At 40.6% G+C, this 16,797-nt stretch carries 17 protein-coding genes; all 17 read left to right on the top strand.

The window, feature by feature from the left end:
• Window positions 1–12: 12 nt before the first annotated feature.
• The 17 genes from ispG to ACS604_RS10035 all read left to right on the top strand — a co-directional run bounded on the left by ispG (window position 13) and on the right by ACS604_RS10035 (window position 16,792).
• Entirely contained in the window at window positions 13–1,128 is a 1,116-nt protein-coding gene (ispG, locus tag ACS604_RS10115; protein WP_004698760.1) for a flavodoxin-dependent (E)-4-hydroxy-3-methylbut-2-enyl-diphosphate synthase, read from the top strand.
• Window positions 1,125–2,417 (top strand): histidine--tRNA ligase, encoded by a 1,293-nt coding sequence (hisS, locus tag ACS604_RS10110; protein ID WP_004794714.1) that lies wholly within the window; start codon window positions 1,125–1,127, stop codon window positions 2,415–2,417. The genes ispG and hisS overlap by 4 nt, the downstream gene beginning before the upstream one ends.
• 27 nt (window positions 2,418–2,444) lie before the next feature.
• Window positions 2,445–3,143, top strand: coding sequence for a YfgM family protein (locus ACS604_RS10105; RefSeq protein ID WP_004794712.1), 699 nt, complete (start codon window positions 2,445–2,447; stop codon window positions 3,141–3,143).
• The gene (gene bamB, locus ACS604_RS10100; protein ID WP_049837905.1) at window positions 3,143–4,288 is read left to right on the top strand and encodes an outer membrane protein assembly factor BamB; all 1,146 of its coding nucleotides are present in this window, start codon (window positions 3,143–3,145) and stop codon (window positions 4,286–4,288) included. The genes ACS604_RS10105 and bamB overlap by 1 nt, the downstream gene beginning before the upstream one ends.
• A 187-nt stretch (window positions 4,289–4,475) precedes the next feature.
• Window positions 4,476–5,885: a ribosome biogenesis GTPase Der gene (gene der / locus ACS604_RS10095; RefSeq protein WP_004794708.1), complete on the top strand. Its 1,410-nt coding sequence runs from the start codon at window positions 4,476–4,478 to the stop codon at window positions 5,883–5,885.
• 197 nt (window positions 5,886–6,082) lie between these two features.
• Entirely contained in the window at window positions 6,083–6,697 is a 615-nt protein-coding gene (locus ACS604_RS10090; protein ID WP_474771624.1) for a beta-ketoacyl synthase chain length factor, read from the top strand.
• On the top strand, window positions 6,682–7,485 hold the full coding sequence (locus ACS604_RS10085; protein ID WP_104075002.1) for a lysophospholipid acyltransferase family protein: 804 nt from the start codon (window positions 6,682–6,684) through the stop codon (window positions 7,483–7,485). The genes ACS604_RS10090 and ACS604_RS10085 overlap by 16 nt, the downstream gene beginning before the upstream one ends.
• 1 nt (window position 7,486) lies before the next feature.
• The gene (locus ACS604_RS10080; protein ID WP_000067033.1) at window positions 7,487–7,747 is read left to right on the top strand and encodes a phosphopantetheine-binding protein; all 261 of its coding nucleotides are present in this window, start codon (window positions 7,487–7,489) and stop codon (window positions 7,745–7,747) included.
• Window positions 7,748–7,752: 5 nt separating this feature from the next.
• On the top strand, window positions 7,753–8,007 hold the full coding sequence (locus tag ACS604_RS10075) for an acyl carrier protein (protein WP_080649511.1): 255 nt from the start codon (window positions 7,753–7,755) through the stop codon (window positions 8,005–8,007).
• A complete protein-coding gene (locus tag ACS604_RS10070; RefSeq protein WP_474771616.1) occupies window positions 8,004–8,558 on the top strand; it encodes a COG4648 family protein in 555 nt (184 codons plus the stop codon). The genes ACS604_RS10075 and ACS604_RS10070 overlap by 4 nt, the downstream gene beginning before the upstream one ends.
• Window positions 8,559–8,567: 9 nt before the next feature.
• A complete protein-coding gene (locus ACS604_RS10065) occupies window positions 8,568–10,226 on the top strand; it encodes an ApeI family dehydratase (protein ID WP_474771614.1) in 1,659 nt (552 codons plus the stop codon).
• 2 nt (window positions 10,227–10,228) lie between these two features.
• Window positions 10,229–10,969, top strand: coding sequence for a glycosyltransferase family 2 protein (locus tag ACS604_RS10060; RefSeq protein WP_474771612.1), 741 nt, complete (start codon window positions 10,229–10,231; stop codon window positions 10,967–10,969).
• 2 nt (window positions 10,970–10,971) lie between these two features.
• A complete protein-coding gene (locus ACS604_RS10055; RefSeq protein ID WP_474771610.1) occupies window positions 10,972–11,898 on the top strand; it encodes an LpxL/LpxP family acyltransferase in 927 nt (308 codons plus the stop codon).
• Between the two features lies 1 nt (window position 11,899).
• Entirely contained in the window at window positions 11,900–13,435 is a 1,536-nt protein-coding gene (locus ACS604_RS10050; RefSeq protein WP_474771608.1) for an HAL/PAL/TAL family ammonia-lyase, read from the top strand.
• Between the two features lie 9 nt (window positions 13,436–13,444).
• Window positions 13,445–13,873: an acyl-CoA thioesterase gene (locus ACS604_RS10045; RefSeq protein WP_174758247.1), complete on the top strand. Its 429-nt coding sequence runs from the start codon at window positions 13,445–13,447 to the stop codon at window positions 13,871–13,873.
• The gene (locus ACS604_RS10040; RefSeq protein WP_174758246.1) at window positions 13,873–14,502 is read left to right on the top strand and encodes a LolA family protein; all 630 of its coding nucleotides are present in this window, start codon (window positions 13,873–13,875) and stop codon (window positions 14,500–14,502) included. The genes ACS604_RS10045 and ACS604_RS10040 overlap by 1 nt, the downstream gene beginning before the upstream one ends.
• Window positions 14,477–16,792, top strand: a complete 2,316-nt coding sequence (locus ACS604_RS10035) for an MMPL family transporter (protein ID WP_474771605.1) — start codon at window positions 14,477–14,479, stop codon at window positions 16,790–16,792. The genes ACS604_RS10040 and ACS604_RS10035 overlap by 26 nt, the downstream gene beginning before the upstream one ends.
• Window positions 16,793–16,797: the final 5 nt, after the last annotated feature.

The following is a 16,797-nucleotide window of genomic DNA, read 5'->3' as shown; positions in this document are numbered from 1 at the left end:
TTGAGCGATACAATGATAGAGAACCCAATTAAACGTCGACCAACACGCAAAATTCGTGTTGGGTCGGTGTATGTCGGTGGCGATGCACCTATTAGTGTGCAAAGTATGACAAATACCGAAACTTGCGATGTGGATGCAACCGTTGCTCAGATTGAGCGTTGCGTTGATGCAGGTGCTGATATTATGCGTGTTTCGGTCCCATCTATGGAGGCTGCTGAGGCATTTGGCGCAATTCGTAAGCGCGTTTCAGTACCATTAGTTGCCGATATTCATTTTGACCATAGAATTGCCTTAGCAGTTGCAGATTATGGTGCAGACTGTTTGCGTATTAATCCAGGTAATATCGGGTCAGACCAGAAAGTTCGCGAGGTCGTTGCTGCGGCACGTCATCACGGTATTTCAATGCGTATTGGTGTGAATGCGGGTTCTCTAGAAAAAGATTTACAGAAAAAATATGGCGAGCCTACTGGGCAAGCACTTCTTGAATCAGCTTTACGTCACATTGATATTTTAGACCGCCTCGATTTCCATGAGTTTAAAGTTAGTGTAAAAGCCTCAAATGTGTTTTTAACCATGGATGCTTACCGCTTGCTTTCTCAGCAAATTGATAATCCATTACACCTTGGTGTTACCGAAGCGGGTATTTACCGTACGGGTACTGTGAAATCAGCGATTGCCCTTGGCGGATTATTGATGGAAGGTATTGGCGATACAATGCGTATTTCGCTTGCTGCCGAACCAGAAGATGAAATCAAGATTGGTTTTGATATCTTAAAATCGCTTGGTCTGCGCTCTAACGGGATTAACTTTATTGCTTGTCCGAGTTGTTCGCGCCAAGAATTTAACGTTATTCAAGTGATGCAAGCTTTGGAAGAACGTTTAGAAGATATTCGTACTCCAATGGATGTGTCAGTGATTGGTTGTAAGGTAAATGGCCCGGGTGAAGCAAAAGAAGCTGATATCGGGGTTGTTGGGGCTGCGCCTCGCTCACTGGTTTATCGTAATGGTGAGAAAAGCCATTTAATCGATACCGATCAATTGGTTGATGAAATCGAAACAATGGTTCGTCAACGTGTCCAAGAGCTTGAAGAAGCTAAATCTAAAGAAATTATTCGTAGTTCATCATGAGTTCAATTGTCGCAATCAAAGGTTTTAATGACGTCTTGCCAACGCAAACAGTAGCGTGGAGACGTCTTGAGCAACATTTAGCATCTTTAATGGATGCTTATGGGTATCAGCAAATTCGTTTACCAATCGTTGAGCAAACGGGCTTGTTTAAACGTGCTATTGGTGATGCCACTGATATTGTTGAAAAAGAAATGTACACCTTTTTCGACAAAGGTAACCCACCAGAGTCATTAACCTTACGTCCGGAAGGTACAGCTGGCTGTGTTCGTGCGTTGGTTGAACATAATTTGTTGCGCGGCGCTACGCCACGCGTGTGGTATATGGGACCTATGTTCCGTTATGAAAAACCACAAAAAGGGCGTTACCGTCAGTTCCATCAGTTTGGTGTGGAAACTTTTGGTGTTGCGACTCCTGACATTGATGCTGAATTGATTATGTTGACAGCTCGCTTATGGAAACGTATGGGCGTTGCTGATAAGGTTCAGCTTGAGTTGAATACTTTAGGCGAAACTGATGAGCGTACAGAGTATCGCAATGCATTAGTTGCTTTTTTAAATGAGCATAAAGATGCGTTGGATGAAGATTCGCAGCGTCGCTTAACAACAAATCCATTACGCATTTTAGATTCTAAAATTGAATCTACTCAGAAAATTCTGGAAAATGCGCCGAAATTGCATGATTTCTTAAAAGAAGATAGTTTGGATCATTTTAAGCAGTTACAAGATTATTTGACTGCTGCTGGTATCCAGTTTGTAATTAACCAGAAGTTGGTGCGTGGTCTAGACTATTACAACAAGACTGTTTTTGAATGGACGACTACAGCACTTGGTTCGCAAGGCACAGTATGTGCTGGTGGGCGCTACGACGGTTTAGTTGGCCAATTAAAAGGTAAGCCAGATCAATCTGTACCAGCTGTTGGTTTTGCAATGGGTATGGAGCGTTTATTGCTTCTGCTTGAGCAAGTTGAACAAGCTGAAGTTATTCGTGATTGTGAAGTTTTCTTGGTTGCAGAACCTGCTTATCAAACGAATGCTTTGATTTTAGCGGAACAATTACGTGACCAGTTAGAAGCTGCAAATAGCAGTATTCGCATCAAAACAGGTTCACAAGGCAGCATGAAGAGCCAGATGAAAAAAGCTGATCAGGCTGGAGCAATCTTTGCTTTGATTTTAGGGGAACGAGAGTGGGAAGCACAGCAGCTTGCTATTAAAGAGTTAGCAACAGCTGAACAGTCACAAGTCGCAATTGCTGACCTCGTACCATTTTTAATCCAAAAATTTACAAAATAAACTGAACATCTGGAAAAGGACAATCACATGAGCTTAAGTGATGAAGAACAATTCGACAGCTTAAAGTCGTTCGCCAAAAAATATGGTTCTGCCATGATTAGCGGAATTCTCATTGCGTTGATTGCCTTTTTTGGGTGGACATACTGGCAAAAAAAGAATTTGGCAACTAGTCAGGTAGAAACTGCAAAAGTACAGCAGTTAATGGATGAGGCAAATGCGAGTGCCGATAATCCAAATGCTTTAAGTTCAGTAACTGCATCAGCAGATAAAATTGTAAAAGATGATATCGACTCTGTTCAGGCCATACAGACTCAGTTTGTATTAGCAAAATTAGCCTATGAAAAACAGGATTATGCTGCTGCTGAAAAAGCCTTAAAGAAAGTTGAAAATTCAAAAGTTAAAGATGAAGGTTTGATTCAGGTTGTAAAATTGCGTTTAGCAGATGCACAATTGGCGCAAAACAAATATGATGAAGCACTAAAAACTCTGTCTGGTAACGTCGATCCTGCATTTAAAGCAACGGTAGAAGAGTTACGTGGTGATATCTTTGTTGCTAAGAAAGATGTTGATTCTGCTAAAAAAGCGTATCAGGCAGCTTGGAATTCGTTACTAGAACGTAAACAAGAGCGACAAATTTTACAAATTAAACTCGAAAGTGTTGGCGTTTTAGTTGAAGATCCACAGATTGAGCGCCCAATTTTGGAAACACAGGTGGAAGAGTCTTAATGAATCAGAAATTCAAACTGCCTTTGGCAATTGCAATCGCATCGGCTGTACTGGTGGGATGTTCTAGTAATAAAGTAAAAGAAGTTAAACCTAATCCTCTACCGAAATTGACCGAGTCGAAAAAGACCTTAACGCCAGTGTTTTCGCGTAGTGTTTCTTCTACTGATAAAGCTGATCCATTACGTTTGCAACTTGATGCAAATGATGGTGTGGTTTTCACTCTTGATCCAAAAGGTGAAGTAGCTGCATATCGTGGTAAACAACGCATTTGGGAAAAGAAAGTCAGCAAATTAGGCTTGAGTTCTGGTGTTGAAGCTGCTGAAGGAATTGTTGTTGTTGGTAACAGTAAAGGTCAACTCTTTGCACTAGATCAGGCAACAGGCGAACAGAAGTGGACTGCACAGTTATCTGGCGCATTGTTAAGCCCGTCATTGGTTCAATCTGGACGTGTTATTACCATTGCGAATGATGGTACTGTATTTGCGCATGATGCTACTTCAGGCCAACAAGTTTGGGCTTATAAGTTACCGAATGTCCAATTTAGTTTGCGTGGTCAGGCATCACCAGTGAGCCTTGATCCTCGTACTGTATTAATTGCTTCTGCGAATGCATATGTTTATGCAATTGATACCATTAGTGGTATTCCGCGTTTCCAACGTCGTGTTGCGGTAAGTGAAGGTCGTTCTGATATTCAACGTTTAATTGATATCGATGGTGATCCTACTGTAGCTGGACAGTTTATGGTAACGACCAGTTTCCAAGGTCAAGTGACTGTAACCGATCTTGCTTCTCAACGTGTCGTTTGGAGTGAAGATTCGAGCAGTACTAAACGTCCAGAAGTTTATGACAATAAAGTATTTGTCTCTTCAACAGATGGTAAGTTAACAGCTTACGATTTAGCATCTGGTGAAAAAATCTGGGAAAATGATAGTTTGTTAAACCGTCATTTAAGTAATCCAGTTGTGCTAGGACAAGATCTTGTTGTAGGTGATTTAGATGGCGTATTACATCTTGTTGAACCAACAACAGGTAAGTTAATTGGTCGTTCAAAAACAAGTGGTGAAGTTAATACATTACGTGTTATCGAAAACCAACTTTATGTTTCGACCCGAAAAGGCGATTTAAGTATTTGGCAGAATCGTTAATTTTGTTCGCTTGTGCTAAAATAAGCGCTTAACAAATTATGCTGTTAAAAATATCGGGGTGTTTGAATTAAATCAGTTCAAAGCCCCGTCTTTTATTATGGTCATCTCTGACCTTAAAATATATCTCCTGTACTGTTTTTAATGCTCATGCCATGAGATATGGCTGGTCTTGAATTAAGGTTATTGTATGAAACCCGTTATTGCGCTCATTGGTCGTCCGAATGTCGGAAAATCAACGTTATTTAACCAGATTACCAAGAGTCGTGATGCACTTGTAGCCGACTTCGCGGGCCTGACTCGTGACCGTAAATATGGTGATGCGACTTATCAGAATAAGTCTTTTATTGTCGTTGATACTGGCGGTATTGGTGAAAATGAGGGCGGTATTGATAACTACATGGCCGAGCAGTCAAAAACGGCAATTAATGAAGCAGACATCATTATTTTTGTGGTTGATGCTCGTGCTGGTTTATTGGCTTCAGATGAGCAAATTGCCCGTGAACTACGTACTTTGGGCAAGAAAATTTATCTTGTTGCAAACAAAGTAGATGGCGTTCATGCAGAAGCGGCTTTGGTTGAATTCTACAAGCTTGGTATGGGTGAACCTTTACAAGTTGCTGCCAGCCATGGTCGTGGTGTGCAGCAAATGCTTGAAGATGTTCTTGAGAATGTTCCTGAAGACGAAAGTGAAGAAGAACATGACAAAGCAACAGGTTTACGTTTAGCCATTATTGGCCGTCCAAACGTTGGTAAATCTACCTTGGTCAATCGATTACTTGGCGAAGATCGTGTAGTAGCATTTGACCAACCTGGTACAACCCGCGATTCGATTTATATTCCTTTTGAACGTGATGGTCGTCAATACACATTAATTGACACAGCTGGTGTGCGTCGTAAGGGTAAAGTAGAAGAAATGATTGAGAAATTCTCAATTGTGAAAACGCTACAAGCCATTAAAGATGCACATGTGGTTGTTGTGGTTCTCGATGCTCGTGAAGGAGTTGTTGAGCAAGATTTGCATTTAATTGGTTACGCACTTGAAGCTGGGCGTGCCATGATGATCGCTATTAATAAATGGGATAACATGACCGAATATGATCGCAAACAATGTAAATTGGATGTTGATCGTCGTTTTGACTTTATTCCATGGGCGAAAGTACACCTTATTTCTGCATTGCATGGTACGGGTGTAGGGGATATGTATCCAACTATTCACCGTGCTTATGATTCATCGCATTTAAAAGTTTCACCTGCGAAATTAACCCAAATCTTGAATGATGCTACAGATGCACATCAACCGCCAATGGTGAGTGGAAAACGTATTAAAATGCGTTACGCGCATATGGGTGGACAGAACCCACCAACGATTGTGATCCATGGTAATAAGGTTGATAAGACTCCTGCGGATTATCGTCGTTACTTAGAAAACGTGTTCCGTAAAGTATATAAACTTGAAGGTACACCAGTTCGTATTGACTTTAAAACTTCTGAAAACCCGTTTGAAGGTCGTAAGAGTCAAATTGATGAACGTACTGCTGCGCGTCGTCGTCGCTACATTCAGAAATTTAAAAAAGCAGAGAAAAAATTTAATCGTTAAGCTTTTTAACGTTCAAAAACCCAAAGTTTTCTTTGGGTTTTTTATTGCAAATAAATGAGCAAGTGCCAAGAGTTATGAAAAAGTGTGAGTAATAAACGTAATTTTTTGTAAATTTTATAACGAATGCTATAATCAGCATCTTTATAAAATAATTTATATTTCGACAGAATAACGTGGCTTAGGGTTCTTTTTTTAGCATGGTAACATTACATCTTGCTCAGCTTATATTTACACATGCTCAGCCCTCGTACGCAGCTCTCGACTGCATCCCTGCGATGCAGCGTAGACGGTTATCGGCCTTAGCTAAACTTGCTTTAAATAGCGCGATCGGTGCATTAGATGGTAATAAAGCCGATTATATTGTTTGGGTGTCAAAATATGGTGATGAGGCCAAAACTTTAAATATCTTAAAAGATGTTTTAAATGAGCAAACTCCATCGCCTACACAATTTTCAACGTCTGTTCATAATGCAATTTCCGGGCTTTATTCTATTTTATGTCAGGATGATACTCCCTCTACAAGCTTAAGCTGTTCATGGACTGAAAGTTTGATTGAGGCATATGCACTTTTAAAGTCAATGACTGATATCAAGCGGGTTCTAGTCGTTGCTTATGATGAGCCATTACCTAATATTTATGATGAGGCAGTCGATTTTTCTGCCTATGCGATGGCTGCTGTCGTTACTCTAGAGCAACCTAATTTACAAATTACTGCGTGGATGCATACAGATGAAGCAGATGCTCCTGCTTTTGCTCATTTTTGGCAGGATGCTGACCAGTTAACATCTGCATTTGGGTGGAACAAATGCTAAATCTTAAAAACCTCAAGCAAAAAAGTAATTATTGCTGGCGTGTGGCTGCTACTGGGTTTAGTTTTGCCAGCTTTGGGCTGGGTGGTATGGCAATTGCCTCAGTGATTGCACCAGTACTAAATGCGACAACCTCTGATTCTGAAGAGCGTCAGCAGCGTGCACAAAATGTGATTAAACATAGTTTTAAAGGCTTTACCGAAATGATGGTCAAACTTGGCATCATGACTTATTCGGTAGAAGGATTGGAAAAGCTACAAAATAGTCGTCAAGAGTTGGTGATTGCCAATCATCCGACTTTGATTGATGTTGTAGTACTAATTGGTATGATGCAGCAGGCTAATTGTGTCGTGAAGCAGTCTCTTTGGTCGAACCCATTTACTAAAGGACCCGTACAAAGCGCAGGCTATATTTTAAATGCAGGTTCTCAGCAGTTTGTTGAAGACTGTGTAAAGCGTCTAAAAGAAAACAATGCGGCTTCTCTTTTAATTTTTCCGGAAGGAACGCGCACTGAAAAAGGGATGACCCTCAACGAATTTCAGCGAGGCGCAGCCAATATTGCCATTCGCGCAAATGTACCAATTCGTCCAGTAATTATTACCTGCACACCATCTACATTAACCAAGAATGAAAAATGGTATCACGTACCATCTCAACCATTTCATATCGAGGTTAAGGTTTTAGATGCGGTACAGGTATCAGATTTGTTAGACGATTTAACCGTAGGGCCTAAACAAGTTCGTCAGTTAAGTCGTAGTTTTTATAAAATTTTTGATGAAGAGTTATCTTGAAATGAGCAATCTTGCTGATGAACTAAAGCAAATGATTATTGATGTTTTGGCACTTGAAGATATCACTATTGCGGATATTGATACAGAAGCGCCACTATTTGGAGAAGGTTTAGGATTAGACTCGATTGATGCACTTGAGTTGGGACTAGCTTTGAAAAAGCGTTACAACATTCATTTAAATGCAGAGTCGGATGAAACCAAACAGCATTTTAAATCAATCCAGAGTTTGGTTGCTTTAGTTGAAGCACAACAGAAGTCATAAGGAGCGTGATGATGTTATCTCAAGAGCAAGTATTAACTAAACTCCGTGAATGGATGGAAGATTTGTTTGAAATTGAACCGGAGTCTGTTCAACTCGATTCGAATCTTTATTCAGACCTTGATGTCGACAGTATTGACGCGGTTGATTTAGTTGTAAAAATTAAAGAGTTAACGGGCAAACAAGTAAAGCCTGAAGACTTTAAAAATGTGAGAACCGTACTGGATGTTGTGACGGTTATTCAGAACATGACTGCTGAATGAAGTTTATTCTTAAAGGGATAATAGCAGCACTTTTTGTGCTGTATCCCTTTATTGTGGGTTGGAGTTTGACACATGGTCAATTCATTTGGGTAAGCCTATTACTCATCGGGTTGGGTGTCGTCAGACTTTTTGGTAAAGGTAACTCTTTATTATGGCCTTTAACCGGTTTTGCTATTGTTTGTGGCAGTCTGAGCTTATTGTCACATAATCATGCGTGGTTAAAGTTATATCCAGTAGGTATGAGTTTAGGTGCATTAATTATTTTTGCCCTGACACTGATTAAGCCGCCATCTATGATTGAACGATTTGCCCGACTTGTTGAACCTGATTTACCTGATTCTGGGGTGCAGTGGACCAGACAGGTGACTAAAGTTTGGTGTGTTTTCTTTTTTTGTAATGCACTGATTGCTTTAAGCACTGTGCTTTTTACCTCAACTCAGGTTTGGGTCATTTATAATGGCTTTATTTCTTATGTGCTGATGGGCATTTTGTTCCTTGGTGAATTTATTTTGCGTAAGCGACATCAGCGTTTACATTCTTCAAATCATTAATTAAAAACTATGTATTGCCATTTTCAGAAATTCATCGATTCAGCTCAGCCACTTTGTATAGACGGTGCTCTGCACTCGACCAGTTTTAATTACTTTTGGCAGGATGTGGCCTTACAAGCTGCTGGAATTGCTCAAATGGAAAATCTAACTTGGGCTTTATGGGAAGCAGATAGCTATGAATTTCTGGTTTTATTCTTTGCTGCTTTGCTAGCAAAAAAACAAGTACTTTTACCACCAAATCGAGTACGTGAACTAGAGCAAGATTTTGCAGCACAGCAGATTTATTTTTTAAAGCGCCAAAATACTGAAAAAGTTGTTCCTTTACCTTTAACATTAGACGATGTTTTTTTAGAGCAGGCTCAACTCTATTTTTATACATCAGGTTCAACTGGTGAACCTAAAAAAATCCCAAGAACACTCAAACAATTACTCAATGAAGTTCAAGGGTTGAGTCAGAGCTTTAGTTTTGATGAAAATGCAATTGCGATTGCAACTGTTAGTCATCAACATATTTATGGATTACTGTTTAAATTACTGCTACCACTTGCTACTGGTCGAAGTTTTTATGCGCCTCAAATGGCATTCCCAGAAGATGTGGTACAAGCTCAAAAACAATTAGAAACGTTGGGATTAAGCAATTATTTGATCTCAAGTCCTGCATTATTAAAACGTTGGACAACTGATGTCATTTTGCAACATTGTCAAATGATCTTTAGTTCTGGTGGCAAGCTAGAAAGTGGTGTTCGCCCTTTCTTAAACCGTCCGATTATTGAAGTTTTGGGGAGTTCGGAAACGGGTGGTATTGCCCATCGTGCTAAAGATGAAGATGCTTGGACTGCGTTTAGTAATGTGGCTATTCGTATTGAAGACCAACAGCTCATCGTAAAAAGTAACCATGCCTTTGAGAATGACTGGATTATTACAGGTGATGGCGCCGCATGGACAGATGCAACATGTCAGACCTTTAAGTTGATGGGGCGTACAGATCGAATTGTAAAACTTGAAGAAAAGCGCTTGAGTCTAGACGCGATTGAGCAAAGTATTCAGGCTCTAGATGTCGTAAAACACTGTCATGTATTGGTACTTGAACATGAGCAACGTCAAATATTGGGTTGTATTGTTGTTCTGACAGAACAAACTCGTGAGCAGTTAGAACAGCAAGGTAAGTCCGCTTTTGTCAGCCATTTAAAACAACAATTAAAAGACAGCTTGGAAACGATCGCGATTCCTCGTCAATGGCGTTTCCTCAGTCAGCTACCACAAAACACTCAGTCCAAACTCAATAAAAACTATTTGAAAACTCTATTTAAGCCTATGTTACAACCCGTGGTGATGTCACAGTCTCAAAATTCAGATGACTACATTTGGGAGTTGGAATTTCCACCCGAGTTAGCTTGTTTTAAAGGGCATTTCCCAACACAACCGATTTATCCTGGAGTTGGGCAGATCGGTTTTTTACAACATTTTGCTAAATCAATTTGGTCTGATTTGAGCTGGTGTCAGGGGTATGAGCAGTTAAAATTTCAAAACCTGATTCGTCCGTATGCTGTGGTACAACTCAAGCTTGCTCGAAAAGAGCATAAAGTGAGTTTTGAACTACGTGATTCAGAACAGATTCTAGCTTCAGGGCGATTATTATTTGCTTTGCAAACGGAAGTAGAGGGTTAAAAATGCAGACCAATTACGGCTTTGTTGTTCCGGTTTATAACCATCCACATTATTTAGCAGATTTAATTTCTTATCTGGACAGATTTCATCTACCGATTGTGTTGGTCAATGATGGAAGTGATGATGCTTGTAGCCAAATTATAAAAGCATTGGCAGAGCAATATTCTCAAATTCATCTTATTGAGCATGATGTGAATAAGGGTAAGGGACAAGCCGTAATAACTGGTTTACGTGTAGCCTATGAGCTTGGTTTAAGCCATGCATTACAACTCGATTCAGATGGTCAACACTGCTGGGATGATATTCCAAAATTTATTGAGCAGTCTCGACAAAATCCAGATGCAATGGTAATTGGTCAGCCATATTTTGATGCCTCTATTCCTAAAAAGCGCTTATATGGTCGTTACATTACTCATTTTTGGGTGTGGTTAAATAGTTTATCTTTTGAAATTAAAGACAGCATGTGCGGATTTCGCGTGTATCCACTTGAGAGCACGATAAAGGTGTTAAATAGTGCTAAATTTCAACCACGTATGGGTTTTGATAGTGAGATTTTGGTACGTTTAAAATGGGAAAATACCCCTTTTATTAATGTTCCAACACCTGTGGTTTATCCAGAGCAGGGTATTTCTCATTTTCATGCTTGGCGAGATAACTTAGGTCTAAGCAAAGCGCATGCAACTTTGTTTATGGGCATGTTGATTCGCTTACCGAAGCTATTAAAACAAAAGCTGCAAGGTTAATTATGACAGATTCAGCTTCACCAAAATGGAATGACATTAAAGAGCGAGGTGGCATGTTGCCCCTTATGCTGATGTTGTGGTTTTACCGTTTTGGTGGACGTTGGTTATGCAAGTTGGTGATGTACTTCGTTATTATGTGGTACTGGTTATTTGCTACCACAGCAAGACAGGCTTCCTTACTTTATTTACAAAAACTGCATCATTTTGCTGGATCACAGTCGCCGTTTAACCACCAACCAAATTGGACAAATAGCTATGCGCATTTCATGCAATTTGGCGAATGTATTTTAGATAAGATTGAGGGCTGGTTAGGTAATATTCCCGAGCAGGAACTGCAAGTTTTTGGACATGAAAACTTCTCGCAGCATTATCAAAAAGGTACTCTGATTATTGTCTCTCATTTTGGCAATATTGAGTTGCTTCGCGCCATTAAGTCAGAGCATCCGCAGAAAATTAATGTGCTGGTTTACCAAAAGCACGCGACCAAATTTAATGAGTTTTTGAAAAAAATAAATGATAAGGCAGATGTCTGTCTTTTATCAGTTGATGAGCTGGGTATTGAAACTGCAATGTTGCTGCAAGACAAAATGCAGCAAGGCGAGTGGGTCATTGTGGCGGCAGATCGAGTGCCTGTGCAGTCAGATCGTGTACAGCATGTTGATTTTTTAGGGGAGTCAGCAGCTTTCCCACAAGGTGCATGGATTTTAGCAAATTTACTCAAAGTGCCTGTTATTGCAGTGTTTTGCTATCGAGTACAACAGCAGTTTCAAGTGCATATTCATTCAATTGCTGAACAGATCAATTTACCCCGTGCTAACCGTATTGAAAGTATGCAAACCATCACTAAAACGTACGTTGCCGTTCTAGAACAGCATTGTCTGCGTGCCCCTTATCAATGGTTTAATTTTTATAATTTTTGGACGAAATAACATGCGTGTGTTAACCGTAGGTGAACAACCACTGAGTATTGAAGATGTCGTTTCTGTAGCCAGAGGCGAATGTCAGGTTGCTTTACCTGAAACGTCTGAGTGGCGTGAACTGATTCAAAAAGGCGCTGATTTTCTCGATCAGCTTCTTGAAGAAGAAGGGGTTATCTACGGTGTGACTACGGGTTATGGCGACTCATGTTTGGTTGAAGTGCCGTTGCATCAGGTTAATGAACTACCGCTGCATCTTTCACGTTTTCATGGTTGTGGTTTAGGTGAAAATTTAGATGTCATCACCGCACGTGCAGTAGTTGTGACTCGGTTATGCTCATTAGCTCGCGGTTATTCAGGTGTATCGATAGCACTACTTGAGCGTCTGGTGTGGCTACTCAACGAAAATGTAATTCCAGTCATTCCATCTGAAGGTTCAGTCGGGGCAAGTGGTGACTTAACGCCGTTGTCTTACATTGCGGGAACATTAGTCGGTGAGCGTGATGTCTATGTTGATGGACAAATTGTTCCTGTTGCTCAAGTCTATGCTGAAAAGAGTATGCAGCCTTTAACGCTCAGACCTAAAGAAGGTTTGGCACTCATGAATGGCACAGCGGTGATGACAGCGATTGCTTGTTTGAACTATAAAAAAGCAGAGCAGATTGCACTGGCAAGTACTTTAATTACCGCCCTGAATGTATTGGCGCTAGAGGGCAATCCTAGTCATTTTGATGAAGTCTTGTTTGAACAAAAACCTCATCCAGGGCAGCAGCAAATTGCCAAGCAATTACGTGATTGGCTGAACAGTGAAGTACAAACAGCACATCAAAGTCCACGCTTGCAAGACCGTTATTCGTTGCGCTGTGCACCACACATCATTGGTGTTTTTGAAGACTCAAAAGTATGGTTGCGTCAGTTTATTGAAAATGAACTGAATTCAAGTAACGACAATCCATTGATTGATCCAGTCGGTATGCGTGTATTGCATGGCGGTCATTTTTACGGTGGACACATTGCACAGGCAATGGATAGCTTAAAAATTATGATTGCCAATATTGCTGACCTGATGGATAGACAGATTGCACAGCTAGTCGATCATAAAATGAATCATGGCTTACCACGTAATTTAACAGGTGCAACGGCTGAACGTTTACCATTGAATCATGGCTTTAAAGCGGTACAAATTGGAGTGTCGGCGTGGACGGCTGAAGCCTTAAAAAACACTTTGGCAGCTTCAATTTTTTCACGTTCAACCGAATGTCATAACCAAGACAAAGTCAGCATGGGAACCATTGCTGCACGTGATGCGAGCCGCGTAATTACCTTAACACAGCAAGTCATTGCAGCTCTTTGCTGTGCGAGTGTGCAGGCGATTCATCTGAAAGGTTTAACCACACAGTTAAGTCCAACATTGCAGGCATTTATGCAATGGACCTTACAAAGCTTTGCATTTGTCGAAGAAGACCGACCATTACAAACCGAATTACAACAGATTGTTGATCGTTTAGACCAACTTGAATTGTTTAATCAACCAGAATTTATGGGATAAGGTGAGCCAATGCATGCAGATGTAATCATTGAAATTCCATTTCATGATGTCGATACCATGAATGTGGTTTGGCATGGACACTATTTAAAATATTTTGAGATTGCGCGCTGTAAATTGCTCGATCAATTTCATTACAACTATATGCAGATGAAAGAATCAGGCTATGCATGGCCTGTGATTGAAAGCCATGTTCGCTATGCATACGGTATTGAGTTTGAACAAAAGATTCGGGTTCGGGCCATTTTGAGAGAATGGGAAAACCGCTTAAAAATTGATTATTTGATTTTTGATGCTGAGTCAGGGAAACGTTTAACCAAAGGTTATACCACACAGGTGGCGGTGAATATTGAAGCTCGTGAAATGTGTTTTCAATCGCCACAGGTTTTGTTTGATCGCTTGAATGCATGGTCTGAGTTTCAACCGAAGAGGAATGCGTGATGTCTCAATTCATCAAAACTTTAGGTTTAGGTGCTGCTGTTTGGATAAGCAGTTTAAGTGCGGTCTATGCAGCGCCAACACAGATCACTCAAATTTTTCAGCAACTATCACAGTCTCCTACGGTTCGTGCTGATTTCGAACAGCAAAAAAAATTGCCATCGTTGAATAAAACTTTTGTATCGAACGGCTCTTTGTTGTTCTCAAAATCTTATGGTGTAGCGTGGCAAATCAAGCGACCTGTGCAAGCAGATTTGATTGTTACCCCAACCAAATTGGTACAGAAAACTCAGCGTACATTTAGCCAAATACAAGTTGATCAATCGCCATATAGTTCGGTCGCGACTTTATTCTTACAGCTCATGTCTGGTAATGAACAGGCTTTGGCAAAGAATTTTAATGTAGTAAGTGCGAATTATAGTCCAGCGGGTTGGAGCATGAGCTTAACTCCGAAAAGTAGCTTGTTTAAAAAGTTATTTGTGCGTGTTGATGCTCAAGGGCAACAGTACGTCAACCAAATCGTGATTACCGAGAAAGCGAATAATTTAACGACCATCCGCTTTAGTCACCAGACTTCTCAACCGACGACTCTAACGGCTGCTGAGCATGCGATTTTCCAACTGGCAAAATAAGTTCACCGCGCTTTGGTTAATTGCTCTGCTACTGATTGCGGTGGGGCTTGGCGTGACTTGGCTGAATAAAGATATTCATATTCAAACTAATATTTTTGCGTTATTGCCTAAAGTGCAGCAAGACCCAGCACTTGCACGTACTCAGCAGTACATGAATGAGCAACTCAACAATAAAGTATTTGTGGTGGTAGATGCCAAAGATGAAGCTGCGATACAACAAGCGACTCATTTCTTAACAGCGCAGGCCAAGCAAAGCCAGTTGTGGCAACCGTTGAAGCCCCAACTCGATTTTGATCAATTTGCAAAACAGTTGTATCAACATCGCGCAGGCTTGTTGAGTGCTCAAGATCAAACCTTATTGCAAAAAAAGGACTATGCTGCGCTGACTGAACAAAGTCTGATGCAGATGATGAGTCCAGGCATGCCTGTCACTGCTGAGTCACTGAAGCAAGATCCGCTATTATTGTTCCCTCGTTATGCCATGCAGTTGGTAACCCCGTCACAACAAGATATTGAAATGGAGCAGGGCTTTGCAACGATTCATCATGAGCAAGGTATCTCTCGGCTTTTCGTATTACAGTTGACGCAAAGCCCATACAATATTGATTATCAAGAACAGACCTCTACTTGGATTGAGCAGACTAAGCAAAAGCTAGCGGCAATGGGATTAAAATCTCATTGGACTGGAACTATTTTATTTTCAAATTTTGGGACACAATCTGCTAAACAGGAAATTTCAACCATTGGTGTTGGCTCGACATTAGGCTTAATTTTTCTGGTTTGGTTCGGCTTTCGCTCACTGCGACCTTTGGCGACTGAGTTTATTGCGGTTTCGACCGGAAGCTTTGTAGCATTTGCGGTCACACATTGGGTGTTTGGTGAAATTCACCTGATGACATTGGTTTTTGGTGCGAGTCTAATTGGTGTCTGTGTCGACTTTTCATTTTATTTTATGGCGATGCAATCGCAGCATAGAAAGCTTGGTGGTTTTCAAATTTTAAAACCGCTATTACCAAGTTTGTTTATGGGCTTAATGACCACGTTGGTTGCTTACATCTTTTTGAGTTTTACTCCGTTTCCTGGGTTCAAGCAGATTGCAGTCTTTTCAATTGTAGGATTAACTGCGGCGTGGATCAGTAGTGTTCTACTATTACCAAGATTACCTGCACTCAATGCCCAGCCAGCTATACGAGCCCTGTCGTGGATTGGACAAGCACGGTTATGGTTTCAGCAACGAACCACAGTCCGTTATAGCTTGATTGCAATCATTTTAGCAGTAGGTACGGTGAGTCTTTTCTATCTTAAAAGTAACGATGATATTCGTAATTTACAAGGTATGGACGCGAGTTTAAAGCAGCAGGACCAAGCGGTTCGTGAGCAATTTGGCCAGCAACAAAGTAGTGATTATTTTGTGGTGCGTGCAGCATCGGCAAATGAAATGCAGCAACAAGAGCAGCAACTGATTGGACATTTGCAACAGTTACAATCACAAGGGAAAATTAGTGCATTTCAAGCTTTGGGACAATGGATTCCACCATTGGCAGAGCAGCAAAATAATCTACAACTTTTAAAAAATATTCCAAAAGCGACTTTGCAGCAATATGCTCAAAGTATGGGGCTAAATGTCACTGATGTTTTACAGTGGCAACAGCAACTGACAGCACAACCGTTATTAGATTTTACTGTATTTAAAGATCACCCGTTAGCTTTTCTACAACCTCAAGCCAATGAACGATTAGTGATGGTGACAGGGGCGAAACAGCCTGACGTGTTAAAGCAGCTTCAGAATAATCATATACATTTCCAACAACCGATTAGCGAAATGTCGCAAATGTTTGCTGAACATCGAGTGCAGGCTCAACATCTTCTGATTTATGCCTTAATTGGTTTGGCGGTTGGTTTAGCGCTTATTTATGGACTAAGTTCGATTGTGCCATTGGTCCTGCCAGTCAGCTTGGCATTACTGAGCACTTTTGCTATTCAGGCATGGTTAGGCGTTGAAATAAATTTGTTTAGTATTATGGCCACTTTCCTGATTATTGGGATTGGTGTCGACTATGCAATTTTCTACCGACATGGACATGATCACCCACAAGTAGTTGGAATGGCATTATTTTTATGTATGATGTCGACCTTACTTGGCTTTGGATTACTTTCATTTAGCCATACTTATGCAATTCATTGCTTTGGTTTAACGGTTTTATTCGGGGTTATTTTCTCGTTTATCTATGCGACTTTGTTAACCCCCGCAGATGAAAAACATATTGTAAATTTACAAGACCATTCATAATTTGA

Source organism: Acinetobacter sp. Li1LvA2 (genome assembly GCF_056156705.1).
The sequence above is the reverse complement of the archived record's forward strand: the minus strand, read 5'-3'. Positions and strand labels throughout refer to the sequence as shown.